This window comes from Lentzea sp. JNUCC 0626, assembly GCF_043632865.1.
Classification (GTDB): domain Bacteria; phylum Actinomycetota; class Actinomycetes; order Mycobacteriales; family Pseudonocardiaceae; genus Lentzea.
Genome location: NZ_CP171635.1, coordinates 9,092,018 through 9,105,017, shown reverse-complemented (window position 1 = coordinate 9,105,017; position 13,000 = coordinate 9,092,018). Strand labels below are relative to the sequence as shown.

Genomic DNA, 13,000 nt, shown 5'->3' with positions numbered 1-13,000 from the left:
CTCACCTCTCGCTGTCCAGCATCGCCATCTGCTGGGCCGGGTACCGCGTTCCCGCGGCGGCCCCGACGGGCACAACGGCCTCGATCTCCTGGAGTTCCCGATCGGTGAACGTCACGCCGACGGCACCGATCGCCTCCTCCAGCCTCGCACGCTTGGTCGTGCCGACGAGAGGCACCACGTCCTCACCGCGTGCCGCGACCCAGGCGATCGCGAGCTGGGCGACCGTGACGCCCTTGTCCCCGGCGATCTCGCGGAGCTTCGCGACGAGCACCTCGTTGCTGCTGAGGTTGTCGCCCTGGAACCGGGGCGTGTGGCTGCGGTAGTCGCCGCCGTCGAGCGCGAGCGGCGTGGACGAGATCAGGCCGCGCGACAGCACGCCGTACGCGGTGATGCTGATGCCGAGTTCCCTCGTGACCTGCAGGATCTCCCGCTCGACGTTGCGTTCGAGCAGGCCGTACTCGATCTGCAGGTCGGCGATCGGGTGCACCGCGTGGGCGCGCCGGATCGTCTCCGGGCCGACCTCGCTCAGGCCGATGTGGCGGACGCGGCCCTTGTCGATCTGCTCGGCGATGGCACCGATGGTGTCCTCGATCGGCACGTTCGGGTCGAGCCGCGCGGGCCGGTAGATGTCGACGTGATCCGTGCCGAGCCGCTGCAACGAGTACGCGAGCGAGTTGGCCACGGCGATGGGTCGCGTGTCGAAGCCGAGGAACGCGCCGTCGTAGTCGCGCATGCCACCGAACTTGACGCTGAGCAGCGCCTCCTCGCGACGGCCCTTGATGGCCTCGGCGACGAGCATCTCGTTGTGGCCCTGGCCGTAGAAGTCACCCGTGTCGAGCAGCGTGACGCCCGCGTCGAGGGCGGCGCGAACGGTCGCGATGCTCTCGTCCCGGTCGGCCGGGCCGTAGGCGTTGGACATGCCCATGCAGCCGAGGCCGATGGCGGACACGACCGGGCCGGTGGCTCCGAGCTGACGCTTCTGCATTTCGAACCCCTCCGTTGTCTTCGGTCCTTCCACCATGCCCGTTGGGCTGACAGATTTCAATATCTGTCAGCCCATTTTTGTCGGTCCGATTGACAAAATAGTTTTGAACGTTCAAAGTGATTTTTGCGATGAGAGACGTGATCTATCTGGACCGGATGGAGCAGGCCGAGACCCTGCTCAAGCCGCAGCGCGTGGAGGTGCTGCGGCAGCTCGCCGCGCCGCGCTCGTGCACCGAGGTCGCCCAGGTGCTCGACCAGACGCCGCAACGCGTGCACTACCACGTGAAACAGCTGGTCAAGGCCGGTCTGGCCACCCAGGTCTCCGAGCGCCGCGTGCGCGGTGTCCAGGAGGGCCTCTACCAGGCCGTGGCCAGGTCGTACTGGCTGTCGCCGCGCCTGGTCGGCCGGATCGGGTCGCGCGACGAACTGGCATTGGGGCATCTCGTGGACCTCGCCGAGCAGATCCAGGCCGACGTGGCAGCCCTCGACAGGTCGACCGAACTGCCGTCCGTGGGCGTGTCCGGCGAGATCCGGGTGCCGCCCGAGGACCGCGCGCGGTTCCTCGCCGAGCTGCAGACGACGTTGCAGGACCTCTTCACCCGATACGGCGGCGCCGAAGGAGATGCCTTCCGCATCGCGCTCGCCTGCTACCCCAAGGGAGACGATCGATGAGCACCGGAACTGTCCGCGTCCGCACCTCCGCCTCGCCCGCACGGGCCTACGAAGCGCTGACCTCGGCGGACGACCTGCGCGTGTGGCTCGCTGAGCACGCCGACACCGACCTCGACAACGGGGTGTACGAGTTCTGGGGCCGCTACACGCCCGGGGTCGAGCGCGGCCGGCACAAGCTGCTGGACGTGACTTCTTCTTCGGTGCGCTTCTCGTGGCTGTTGCGCGACGTCGAGTACACCGTCGAGCTCGGTGTGGAGGAACGCGACGGCGAGACGCTGATCTACGCGTCCCAGTCGCCGTACCCGGAGTGGGGCGCGGCCGTCGAGGACGAGGGCGGCGCGGGCGTCGTCCACACGTTCTGGTCGCTGTCGCTCGCGAACCTGGTGGAGCACGTCGAGGGCCGCACGACGTTCGCGCTGTGCGACTTCGTGGCGAAGGAGCAGCGGATCGAGGTCGACATCGCGGCCACCCCTGCGGCGATCATCCACGCGCTGACAGACGAGGAGGTGTTCGCGCGGTACTTCGGGGCGCGCTGCTCGATCGAACCGCACGTCGGCGGCCGGTGGGCGATGGGCAGCTTCGAGGACGAGCCGAACCCCGCTCTCGTCATCGCGCTGGACGAGGACCGGTTCGCGGTGCAGTTCCCGGACGGCATGGTCGCCGACTGGCAGCTGAAGGGCTCGGAGGGGAAGACGCGGCTGACGTTCGTGCAGAGCGGCTTCGACGTGACCGACCCGCCGTACGGCTCGTGGATGGGCTGGCTGTCCGGGTTCGCGGACATGCGCCGGATGCTGGAGCTGCCGGAGTGGCGTCCGATGTGGCACTCCTACGAGGCGCCCGGACTGCCCGACGGAGTTCTCGTCCTTGAATGATCGGGCGTGAAACAGGTGGGTGAGAGCCAGATCATTCGGTTCTCACCCGCTTGCGCCTGGTTTTCGTCGGTTCGTGACCGATATCTTCGGGATCGTGCTTGAGTCGGCCCGAGTCACCATCGCCGCTGTGCTGATCGCGTTCTCCGTGACCGCGGCGGTCCTCTTCAACTACTAGTGCCCTAGAGCCAGGCCATCACGATGGCGGGTGAGGCCGCGAGGAAGCTGAACCTCGCGAAGCGCCCGACCATGCCGGTGGCCACGAACATCAGCGTGGACATGCCGGCCAGCCCGGCGAGCACGCTCGTCGCCATGAACGGCGGCACCCCGACCAGCGCGCTCACCCCGTGGGTGCCGGCCATCCAGTTCGGGTGCGCCTTGCACTTCACGTGCACCCAGTCGCCCCACCGGTGCATGCGCGTGCCCGGCCCGAACCACTTGCTGAGCCTGGACGGCTTGTCGCTCTTCTTGCGGTGCATGAACTTCGGCAGGTGGATGTCACCGCGCGCGGCGTAGAAGTACAGCAGCTTGCCCAGCACCTGGCCGACCGCGACCGAGAGGCCGACGATCCAGAACGATGTGTCCGGCCAGCGCGCGCAGAGTCCCAGCACGAACATCTCGATGCTGATCAGGGGGACTATCGCTGAGCCGAGCGCGACCCCGAAGGTGAGGCCAACCAAGGCGAGCACCCGGCCGAGGCTACACACATCTCAGAGGTCGAGTCGGACGGCGAGTTCGCCGGACACCCGGATTTCGCGCAACGGACGCCCGTCTGCGTCCAACGTGCGCACCGTGCCGTCCCCCGTCCAGCCCAGTCGTTCGTAGAAGTTCTTCGACGCCTTGTCGGCTTCCGGGATCCACGCGATGCCCCTGGAGGCACCCGTGGCCTCGAGCCGTTTCCCGGCCTCGGCCACGAGCCTCGTGCCGTGTCCCCTGCGTCCCCACCGCGGTTCGACGAGCACGCTGACGAGCGCCGTAGTCTCCGCGTCTGCGGGCAAGCTGCCGTCGGCGTTGGCGACCTCCTCCTCGGGCGCCTTGCTGGCCACGACGAACCCGACAGTCCACTCCCCCTCGGTCGCCTTGAGCACGGCTCCGCTGTGGACGGCGAGGGACCAGGCCTCGTCGGCGTCGAGCGTGTCCAGCACTTCCTTCGGCAGCAACTCGGCGTACGCGAGCCGCCAAGTCTCCCGATGGATGCGGACGATCTCCTGAAGGTCAGCAGCGGTGGCGATCTGGACGCCGGCGTCGGCCATAAACGCAGCTTATCGACGCCTCGTCGCGGAATTGTCAGGGGTGCGTGGCAGCATCGTCCGAGTGCAGACGATGAGTGCGGACGTGGCCCGTCGAATCGCGCTGGGCGCCCAGGGCTTCACCGACCTGAGGCCCTCCGCGGCGACCCGCAGACACCTGCAACGAGTGCTGTCGCGCGTGCAGTTGCTCCAGATCGACTCGGTGAACGTGGCGGTGCGCGCGCACTACATGCCGTTGTTCTCCCGCCTGGGCTCCTACGCCCCCACCCTGCTCGACGAGGCGGCCTGGACCCACACGGCCCGCAAACCCCGCATGCTCGTGGAAACCTGGGCGCACGAAGCCTCCCTGGTCCCGGTGGCCGACTGGCCGCTGTTCCACTCGGGAGCCAAGAAGCGAGGCTGGTGGCAGAACTACCAAACCCTCGTCGACCGCTCCCCCCAACTCGTCGACGAAGTCCTCGCCGCCGTGAAGGAACTGGGCCCCATCGGCGCCGGCGCCCTGGAAAAGGCCCTCCTGGGCGACTCGGGTCGCGCCAAGGGCCCGTGGTGGGACTGGTCCGAGGTGAAGCGGGTCTGCGAGGTCCTGTTCGGAGTGGGCGTCCTGACCACGGGCACCCGCCGCTCGTTCGAACGCCTCTACGACCTCACCGAACGCGTGATCCCAGCCGACGTCCTGGCCCAGCAGTGGACCCCGGACACCGGCGCCCGCGAACTGGTCCTCCGCTCCGCCGTCGCCCTGGGCGTGGCCACCGAACCGGACCTGCGCGACTACTACCGCCTCGACCCGCGCCGCTCCCAGGCCGCCGTCGCCTCGCTGGTGTCGGACGGCGTGCTGGAACCCGTCGCCGTGGAGGGCTGGAAGGGCGTGGGCTACCGGCACGTCGAGGCCAAGGCACCGCGGCGGGTCGTGGGGCGGGCGTTGTTGTGCCCGTTCGATCCGCTGATCTGGGAGCGGGCCCGCACCGAACGGATCTTCGGCTTCCGCTACCGCATCGAGATCTACGTGCCCGAACCCAAGCGGGTGCACGGGTACTACGTGTTCCCGTTCCTGTTGGACGGTGAGCTGGTGGGGCGCGTGGACATCAAGGCGGACCGGGCGGCCGGGGTGTTGCGGGTGCAGTCGGCGTGGGCGGAGCCCGGGGTGGACCGGGCTCGGGTCGCTGCCGAACTGGCCGCTGAGTTGCAGCACATGGCGGAGTGGCTGGGGCTGGAGGAGGTTCTGGTGGTGCAGAAGGGAGATCTGGCCGCAGACCTGATCACGGCAGTCCTCACCGGTTGACCCTTGCGCGTGCTGACGCAGGGGTCCCCCCGAACCGGGAACCCCTGCGTTTCAACGTACTCGGCACCCCCGACAAGATCAGGAATGCAGTTCGATCGCCTTCCGCATGGTCTCCCGCGCCCGCCCGCGGTCCCCCGCGATGTCGTACGCGTAGGCCAGCCGGAACCACACCCTCCAGTCCGAAGGCGAAGCCTCGACCTCGGCCCGCCGCTCCTCGAACCACGAGTCGGCAGCGTCCCGATCGACCCGCCCGGACGGACGGCGCGGCAGGTGCGAGACGTCGGGCAGCAGCCCGGCCGCGTCCAACTCGCGCGCCATCTTCTCGGTCTGCCAACCGAAACGCAGGTTGGAGTACACGAGCCACACGCCCAGCAGCGGCAGGATCAGGACCCCGATCCCGAGCAGCACGCCGACGATCTCGCCGGTCTGCAACAACGCCACCGCGCGGCTGGCGAGCAGCACGAAGTAGACGGCGAGGGCCGCGATCAGGACCGCGACCGTGATCCGGACCTTCACAGGTCGAGGTACTTGTCGAGGCCGACGGCCAGGCCGGGGCGCGAGACGATCTCCCGCACGGACAGCACCACACCGGGCATGAAAGAGCTGCGGTGCAACGAGTCCTGGCGCAGCGTGAGGGTTTCGCTCTCCCCGCCGAACACGACCTCCTGGTGCGCGATCATGCCGGAGATCCGCATCGAGTGGATGCGGACGCCGTCGACCACGGCACCGCGCGCGCCCGGTTCCTCGACCGTGGTGGCGTCGGGCATCGGGTCCATGCCGGCTCGCGCGGCACCGATCAGCCGGGCCGTGTGGGCCGCGGTGCCGGACGGGGCGTCGGCCTTGCGCGGGTGGTGGAGTTCGATGATCTCGGCCGACTCGTAGTAGCGGGCCGCGATCTCCGAGAAGCGCATCAGCAGGACCGCGCCGATGCCGAAGTTCGGCGCCACCAGCACGCCGACGGACGGCTGCGCGGCGAGCCACGTCTCGACTGCGGCGAGCTTGTCCTCGTCGAAGCCGGAAGTGCCTACCACGCAATGGATTCCGGCGGCGATGCAGAACTCGAGGTTCCCCATCACGGCCTCGGGGCGGGTGAAGTCGACGATCACCTGGACGCCCGCGTCCACCAGGGTGGACAACGGGTCGTCGGCGTCGATGGCCGCCGCCACCTCCATGCCCTTGGCTGCCTCGATGGCGCTGACCACCTCGGAACCCATGCGGCCCCGCGCGCCGAGAACTCCGACGCGAATCATGCAATCACCTCGTGTACCTGGTCAGGCAGATCATCGGCGTGATCGTAAGGTCCCACGACCGCCGCGGCGACGGGGCGGCGCAGCAGATCACGTGCGAGGAGTGCCACTTCATCAGCGGAAACGGCATCAATGCGGGCCAAAGTGTCCTCGACGCTCAGGTGGTCGCCGTAGTTCAGTTCGGACTTGCCGATGCGCGACATCCGGGAACTGGTGTCCTCCAGCCCCAGCACCAACGCACCCCGCAGCTGTCCCTTGCCGCGCGCCACCTCCGCGTCGGAGAGACCGCCGCGCGCCACGTCCACGAGAACCTCGCGGATGACGCCCGCGGTCTCGCCCAGCCGGTCCGGCTGGCAGCCCGCGTAGACGGCGAACGTGCCCGTGTCGGCGTACAGCCCCACGGACGAGTAAACCTGGTAGGCCAAGCCCCGGCGTTCGCGCACTTCCTGGAACAGGCGTGAGCTCATGCCGCCGCCGATGGCCGCGTTCAGCACGTTCAGAGCGAAGCGGCGCTCGTCGTGACGATCGAGGCCGCGCATGCCGAGCATCATGTGCGCCTGCTCGGTGTCGTCGGTGTGCAACACCAGCTTCTGGGCGTCGGCGATGCGCGCACGGCCCGCACGGGGCACCACCGCGCTGCCCTCCCGCGACAGCCGGTCGCCGAGAGCCTTGCGGATCAGGCGCATCACGTGGGCGTGTTCGATGTTGCCGGCGACGGCGAACACCATGCGCGGCAACGTGTAGCGCTTCTTGTAGAACGAGTAGAGCGCGTCGCGTTCCATGTCCTGGATGGACTTCTCGGTGCCGAGCACGGGACGCCCGAGCGCGTGCCCACCGAACAACGCCTCGATGAACGCGTCGTGCAGCAGGTCCTCGGGGTCGTCGTCGCGCATCGCGATCTCTTCGAGCACGACACCGCGTTCGGTCTCGAAGTCGCGCGGGCCGCAGATCGCCTCGAACACCACGTCCGCCACGAGGTCCACGGCCAACGGCAGGTCCTCGTCGAGGACGTGCGCGTAGTAGCAGGTGTGTTCCTTCGCGGTGAACGCGTTCAGCTCGCCGCCGACCGCGTCGATCTCCTCCGCGATGGCGGCGGCGGAACGACGCGCGGTTCCCTTGAACAGCAGGTGTTCCAGGTAGTGCGCGGCACCCGCGACCTCGGGCCGTTCGTCCCGGGACCCGACCTGCACCCACAGCCCGACCGACGCGGACCGCACGCTGGGGATGCGCTCGGTGATGACGCGCAGGCCCGACGGCAGCATGCTGCGCCGCACCTCGGACCCGGCGGACGCCTCCAGCACGCGCGTGCTGCCCGGCTTCTGGAGGTGTCCGAGCGTGGGAGTACGCGGACGGCCGCGGGTGGATGCACCCGCGGCCGTCACGTTGTTGTCAGTCGCACTCACTGCGCGGGAGCCGCCTCAGGAGCCGCTTCCTCGGCAGCGGGAGCGTCAGCCGGCTTCGCGGCGTCCTCTTCGGACACCACGACGAGGCTGATCTTGCCGCGCTGGTCGATGTCGGCGATCTCGACGCGGAGCTTGTCGCCGACCTTGACGACGTCCTCCACCTTCGCGATGCGCTTGCCGTTGCCCAGCTTCGAGATGTGGACGAGGCCGTCCTTGCCGGGCAGCAGCGAGACGAACGCGCCGAACGCGGCCGTCTTCACCACGGTGCCCAGGAAGCGCTCGCCGACCTTCGGCAGCTGCGGGTTCGCGATCGCGTTGATCATGCCGATCGCGGCCTCGGCCGAGGGGCCGTCCGCCGCACCGACGTAGATCGTGCCGTCGTCCTCGATGGAGATGTCGGCACCGGTCTGCTCGGTGATCGAGTTGATCATCTTGCCCTTCGGGCCGATGACCTCGCCGATCTTGTCGGTCGGGATCTTGACCGACGTCACGCGCGGAGCGAAGGCGCTCATCTCGTCCGGGTCGGAGATGGCCTCGGCCATGACCTCGAGGATCGTGTAGCGCGCGTCGCGGGCCTGGCCCAGCGCCTGCGCCAGCACCTCGGACGGGATGCCGTCGAGCTTCGTGTCGAGCTGGAGAGCCGTCACGAAGTCCTTGGTACCGGCGACCTTGAAGTCCATGTCGCCGAACGCGTCCTCGGCACCGAGGATGTCGGTCAGCGCCACGTAGCGGGTCTCACCGTCGACCTCGTCGGAGACGAGACCCATCGCGATGCCGGAGACCGGCGCCTTCAGCGGGACACCCGCGTTGAGCAGCGACAGGGTGGACGCGCAGACCGAGCCCATCGACGTCGAGCCGTTGGAGCTCAGCGCCTCGGACACCTGGCGGATCGCGTAGGGGAACTCGTCCCGCTTCGGGAGCACCGGCATGAGAGCGCGCTCAGCCAGTGCGCCGTGGCCGATCTCGCGGCGCTTCGGCGAACCCACGCGGCCGGTCTCACCGGTCGAGTAGGGCGGGAAGTTGTAGTGGTGCAGGTAGCGCTTGTGCGTCTCGGGAGACAGCGAGTCGATCTGCTGCTCCATGCGCAGCATGTTCAGCGTGGTGACACCCAGGATCTGGGTCTCGCCGCGCTCGAACAGCGCCGAGCCGTGCGTCCTCGGGATCACGGCCACCTCGGCACCGAGGTCGCGGATGTCCGTGAGGCCACGGCCGTCGATGCGGACCTTGTCGCGCAGGATCCGCTGGCGCACGAGCTTCTTGGTCAGCGAGCGGAACGCGGCGCCGACCTCCTTCTCGCGACCCTCGAACTGCTCGGCCAGCTTCTCCAGCGTGGCGGCCTTGACCTCGTCCAGCTTGGACTCGCGCTCGGCCTTGCCCGCGATGGTCAGCGCCTGAGCGAGCTCACCGGACGCGGACGCCTCGACTGCCTCGAACGCGTCGGCCTGGTAGGCCGGGTACGTCGGGTACTCGCCGGTGGCCTTCGCGGCGACCTGGGCGAGCTGCGCCTGGGCCTCGCAGAGGACCTTGATGAACGGCTTGGAGGCCTCGAGGCCCGCAGCCACGACCTCCTCGGTCGGGGCGGTGGCGCCCTCGGCGATCATGTCGATCACGTTGTCGGTGGCCTCGGCCTCGACCATCATGATCGCGACGTCGCCCGAGTCGACCACGCGGCCGGCGACGACCATGTCGAACACGGCCTTCTCCAGCTGCTCGTGGGTCGGGAACGCGACCCACTGGCCCTCGATCAGAGCGACGCGGACGCCACCGATCGGGCCGGAGAACGGCAGACCCGCGAGCTGCGTCGACGCGGACGCGGCGTTGATCGCCACGACGTCGTACAGGTCCTTCGGGTTCAGGCTCATCACGGTGATGACGACCTGGATCTCGTTGCGCAGACCGTCCACGAAGGACGGGCGCAGCGGACGGTCGATCAGGCGGCAGGTGAGGATGGCGTCCGTGCTCGGACGACCCTCACGCCGGAAGAAGGAGCCGGGGATGCGGCCCGCGGCGTACATGCGCTCCTCGACGTCCACCGTGAGGGGGAAGAAGTCGAAGTGCTCCTTGGGGTGCTTCGACGCCGTCGTGGCGCTCAGCAGCATCGTTTCGTCGTCCAGGTACGCCACCACGCTGCCGGCGGCCTGACGCGCGAGGCGCCCGGTCTCGAAGCGGATGGAGCGCGAGCCGAACTTGCCGTTGTCGATAACGGCAGTCGCCTCGTGGACCTCGATGTCCGTCATTTACTTGTTACTCCTCGTCTTTTGGACACCGCACACGCGTCTTGACGAGGCCGGTCTTCGATCGAAGTCCCCTGGGGCGTCTTCCACCAGGGAACCACTACCGAGGACCGGCGGAAAACTGCTTCGCGCGATGCGGGTCCTGTGTTTCGTTCCTCTTTGCAACCAGGGATCTGTATACACCCGGTTGTGCACCGAGGGGGAGTGACCGGCCGGTCACTCCCCCTCGGCAAAAATCACCTGCGCAGACCGAGGCGCTGGATCAGCGCGCGGTAGCGGTTGATGTCCACCTTGGTCAGGTAGTTCAGCAGACGGCGGCGACGGCCGACCATCAGCAGAAGGCCCCGACGGGAGTGGTGGTCGTGCTTGTGCTGCTTCAGGTGCTCCGTGAGGTCGGCGATGCGCTTGCTCAGCAGGGCAACCTGGGCCTCGGTGGAGCCGGTGTCCGAGTCGTGCAGACCGTACTCGCCGAGGATGGACTTCTTCTGATCCGTGGACAGTGCCACTAGGTACTTCTCCTACTTGTTCAGGTCCGTGCGGCCCCACGCCCGCCGAATTGCTGGCCGGGGTAGCCGGTACTGGCCGCCACGGACCGCAGCCAGACCCAACTGCGAAGGCTATCAGGCACGACGCTCAGCGGCGCGCTGACGTGCGCAACCCCACCCGATCCACGGGTGGGTGAACGCCGTCGGCGCTGCTCACGAGCACCGGCACCATTAGGTGCACGAACTGAATTGTGGCCGGGAAGCCCTACCGCTGCCAACTCATTTAATTCGCCGTGAATTCCCGGTGGATCCGGGTCAGCGCTGTCCCGCGGCCCTGATCGCGCGCCGGAAGAGCTCCGCGATCGCCGGGAAGTCCTCAGTGAGCAGGTCGGCGGCCTGCTGGAGCTCCACCCGGTCGGCCACGCGGCGCAGCACCGGGTACGCGACGCTCTCGTCGCCGTTGACCGGCAACGAGTCGCGCGACACCGTCGGCTTGGACTCGCGCACCTCGTCGAGCGCGCGTTGCAACGCCTCGGGCGCACCCGTGGCGACGTCCGGCGTGAGGATCTTGCGCTCCAGCATGATCAGCCGGGCCAGCACCGCGGGGTTGCCGATCTTGGCACGCCGGCCGCTCATCACCTGGCTGAGCATGGGAGCGCTGATCCCCAGCACGTCCGCGAGCTGCGCCTGGGACACGTTGAAGGCCACCACCAACCGGCGCACCCGGTCACCGAGAGGTTCCCCGTACCACTCCCGTTGCAGGGCGAGGTTGCGTTGAACGATCTTGTGGTCCTCCACCTTGGCCTCTCCAGTAGCCAGCACTCCGACCCGCATCCTGCCAGGCCGCGGACGTCAGGACGTCCGCTTCGCCCAATCTGACGGTCACGACTCGGCGAGCAGTTCCCTCGTTCGGTCTACATCTCGATGCATTTGTTCGAGAAGCGCCTCGACGGAGTCGTACTTCTCCATCTCGCGCAACCGTTCGATGAAGTCCACGGACACCCGTTGCCCGTAGTAGTCCTCGTCCACGTCCAGCACGAACGCCTCGACACGGCGCTCCTTGCCGGAGAACGTCGGGTTGGTCCCCACCGACACGGCGGCCTTGAGCGTCTTGCCCTTGGCGTCGGTGAACCAGCACGCGTAGATGCCGTCCGCCGGCACGGCCGCGAACTTCGGCGTGGACAGGTTGGCCGTCGGGAACCCGAGGTCCTTGCCCCGCCCGTCGCCCTTGACGACGATCCCCTCCAGCCGGTGCGGACGCCCCAGCGCCTCGGCCGCCGCCTTCACGTCACCCGCGTCGATGCACGCGCGGATGTAGGTCGACGAGTACGTCACCTCTTCTGCGGACACCAGATCAGCCCCCTCGGTCACGAATCCGAACCGCTGCCCGAGCTGGCGCAGCAGCGCGACGTTACCCAACGCCTTGTGCCCGAAGGTGAAGTTCTCACCCACTACAACAGCCGCCGCGTGCAACTTCTCGACCAGCACCTCGTGCACGAACTGGTCGGCCGGCATCCGGCTGGTCTCGAGGCTGAACGGCACCACCACGAAGTGGTCGACCCCGAGCTCCTCGACCAGCTCGGCCCGCCGCCGCAACGTGCTGAGCTGCGCGGGGTGGCTGCCCGGCCGCACCACCTCGGACGGGTGCGGGTCGAAGGTCATCAGCACGCTCGGCAGCCCACGCTCACCGGCGAGCCCGACGGCACGCCCGATCAGGGCCTGATGGCCTTTGTGGACACCGTCGAACACACCGATGGTCACGACGCAGCGGCCCCAGCCGCCGGGAAGGTGATCTAGTCCGCGCCAGCGTTGCACGGTGATCAGCCTACGACGGCCCGCTCGGGCCGCCACGGCGCCTCACCGGTTCGGCCACTGCGCGAACACCAGCCGGTCGGCACCGTTCCACGTGATGACCTTGCGGAAGTCGGGCTCGTCGCCCCTGAGCGCGCACAGGTAGCGGTGGCCCGCCGCCTTCCAGTACAGCTCGTCCAGGTGTTCGGCGACGAACGCCGCGTCCGCGACGAGGCCGGGCTGATCGGCGGCGTAGCAGACGAACAGTCGTTCAACGTCCGGCCACACCGCCTCGGCGAAGGCCTCGTAGGCGACCACGCGGTGATCGACGCCGGTCCAGTCCACACCGTTCCCCATCGGAGCCAGCCGGCTCAGGCGCAGCGCGAACGCCTCCGACCACGCGACCGGGGCCACGGTCAGGCCGTGCTCCTCGATCAACGCCACGACGTGCGGAGCTTCGACGTACACGGTCACGACTTCCCACCTGCCTGGGCGAGATAGTTCGACACGCGCAGACCGAAGTCGAAGTCCTCTTCCTCCACGAACGTGTCCGCGAGGAGGGGGTACTGCGACAGGCGCTCCCAGCCGGGCTCGCGCCAGTACCTGCACGACCACAGCACCTCACCGCCCGCGCTGATCGTCAGCCTCCGCCGGAGCCGGCCAAGGTCGTCGATCCGCGCGGTCATCCCCGGCTCCAGCGCGAGCCGCTGCCGCAGATGCCGCACCCACATCCTGCCGTCGGACTCGTAGAACGAAAGCCATCGCCGCCGCATGAGAACCCCCCAC

The 13,000-nt window shown here is 68.5% G+C and carries 15 protein-coding genes; 3 read left to right on the top strand and 12 right to left on the bottom strand.

What is annotated here, in order from left to right:
- Window position 1 precedes the first annotated feature (1 nt).
- Window positions 2-985 carry an aldo/keto reductase gene (locus JNUCC0626_RS42715; protein WP_394616318.1) on the bottom strand — a complete coding sequence of 328 codons (984 nt, stop codon included), beginning with the start codon at window positions 983-985 and terminating at the stop codon, window positions 2-4.
- Between the two features lie 128 nt (window positions 986-1,113).
- Between JNUCC0626_RS42715 and JNUCC0626_RS42710 the strand changes: the two genes are divergently transcribed.
- Window positions 1,114-1,656: a helix-turn-helix domain-containing protein gene (locus tag JNUCC0626_RS42710; RefSeq protein ID WP_394616317.1), complete on the top strand. Its 543-nt coding sequence runs from the start codon at window positions 1,114-1,116 to the stop codon at window positions 1,654-1,656.
- The gene (locus JNUCC0626_RS42705; protein WP_394616316.1) at window positions 1,653-2,528 is read left to right on the top strand and encodes an SRPBCC family protein; all 876 of its coding nucleotides are present in this window, start codon (window positions 1,653-1,655) and stop codon (window positions 2,526-2,528) included. Before JNUCC0626_RS42710 ends, JNUCC0626_RS42705 begins: the two co-directional genes overlap by 4 nt.
- 179 nt (window positions 2,529-2,707) lie before the next feature.
- Here the strand turns inward: JNUCC0626_RS42705 and JNUCC0626_RS42700 are convergent, their stop codons facing one another.
- On the bottom strand, window positions 2,708-3,214 hold the full coding sequence (locus JNUCC0626_RS42700; protein WP_394616315.1) for a hypothetical protein: 507 nt from the start codon (window positions 3,212-3,214) through the stop codon (window positions 2,708-2,710).
- Window positions 3,215-3,235: 21 nt separating this feature from the next.
- Window positions 3,236-3,778 carry a GNAT family N-acetyltransferase gene (locus tag JNUCC0626_RS42695; RefSeq protein WP_394616314.1) on the bottom strand — a complete coding sequence of 181 codons (543 nt, stop codon included), beginning with the start codon at window positions 3,776-3,778 and terminating at the stop codon, window positions 3,236-3,238.
- Window positions 3,779-3,848: 70 nt separating this feature from the next.
- On the opposite strand from JNUCC0626_RS42695, the gene JNUCC0626_RS42690 reads away from it, so the two are divergent.
- The gene (locus JNUCC0626_RS42690; RefSeq protein WP_394622225.1) at window positions 3,849-5,054 is read left to right on the top strand and encodes a winged helix-turn-helix domain-containing protein; all 1,206 of its coding nucleotides are present in this window, start codon (window positions 3,849-3,851) and stop codon (window positions 5,052-5,054) included.
- A 78-nt stretch (window positions 5,055-5,132) separates the two neighbouring features.
- Here the strand turns inward: JNUCC0626_RS42690 and JNUCC0626_RS42685 are convergent, their stop codons facing one another.
- The 9 genes from JNUCC0626_RS42685 to JNUCC0626_RS42645 all read right to left on the bottom strand — a co-directional run bounded on the left by JNUCC0626_RS42685 (window position 5,133) and on the right by JNUCC0626_RS42645 (window position 12,987).
- A complete protein-coding gene (locus JNUCC0626_RS42685; protein ID WP_394616313.1) occupies window positions 5,133-5,570 on the bottom strand; it encodes a tetratricopeptide repeat protein in 438 nt (145 codons plus the stop codon).
- Complete coding sequence (dapB, locus tag JNUCC0626_RS42680; protein ID WP_394616312.1) at window positions 5,567-6,304, bottom strand: 4-hydroxy-tetrahydrodipicolinate reductase; 738 nt, start codon at window positions 6,302-6,304, stop codon at window positions 5,567-5,569. Before dapB ends, JNUCC0626_RS42685 begins: the two co-directional genes overlap by 4 nt.
- The gene (locus tag JNUCC0626_RS42675; protein WP_394622224.1) at window positions 6,301-7,683 is read right to left on the bottom strand and encodes a M16 family metallopeptidase; all 1,383 of its coding nucleotides are present in this window, start codon (window positions 7,681-7,683) and stop codon (window positions 6,301-6,303) included. The genes dapB and JNUCC0626_RS42675 overlap by 4 nt, the downstream gene beginning before the upstream one ends.
- 17 nt (window positions 7,684-7,700) lie before the next feature.
- Window positions 7,701-9,941, bottom strand: coding sequence for a polyribonucleotide nucleotidyltransferase (locus JNUCC0626_RS42670; RefSeq protein ID WP_394616311.1), 2,241 nt, complete (start codon window positions 9,939-9,941; stop codon window positions 7,701-7,703).
- Window positions 9,942-10,174: 233 nt separating this feature from the next.
- Window positions 10,175-10,444 (bottom strand): 30S ribosomal protein S15, encoded by a 270-nt coding sequence (gene rpsO / locus JNUCC0626_RS42665; RefSeq protein WP_045318466.1) that lies wholly within the window; start codon window positions 10,442-10,444, stop codon window positions 10,175-10,177.
- Between the two features lie 294 nt (window positions 10,445-10,738).
- Window positions 10,739-11,221, bottom strand: coding sequence for a helix-turn-helix domain-containing protein (locus JNUCC0626_RS42660; RefSeq protein ID WP_394622223.1), 483 nt, complete (start codon window positions 11,219-11,221; stop codon window positions 10,739-10,741).
- Between the two features lie 84 nt (window positions 11,222-11,305).
- Entirely contained in the window at window positions 11,306-12,238 is a 933-nt protein-coding gene (locus tag JNUCC0626_RS42655; RefSeq protein WP_394616310.1) for a bifunctional riboflavin kinase/FAD synthetase, read from the bottom strand.
- A gap of 42 nt (window positions 12,239-12,280) precedes the next feature.
- Entirely contained in the window at window positions 12,281-12,688 is a 408-nt protein-coding gene (locus JNUCC0626_RS42650) for a hypothetical protein (protein WP_394616309.1), read from the bottom strand.
- A complete protein-coding gene (locus JNUCC0626_RS42645; protein ID WP_394616308.1) occupies window positions 12,685-12,987 on the bottom strand; it encodes a hypothetical protein in 303 nt (100 codons plus the stop codon). Before JNUCC0626_RS42645 ends, JNUCC0626_RS42650 begins: the two co-directional genes overlap by 4 nt.
- Between the last annotated feature and the right edge of the window lie 13 nt (window positions 12,988-13,000).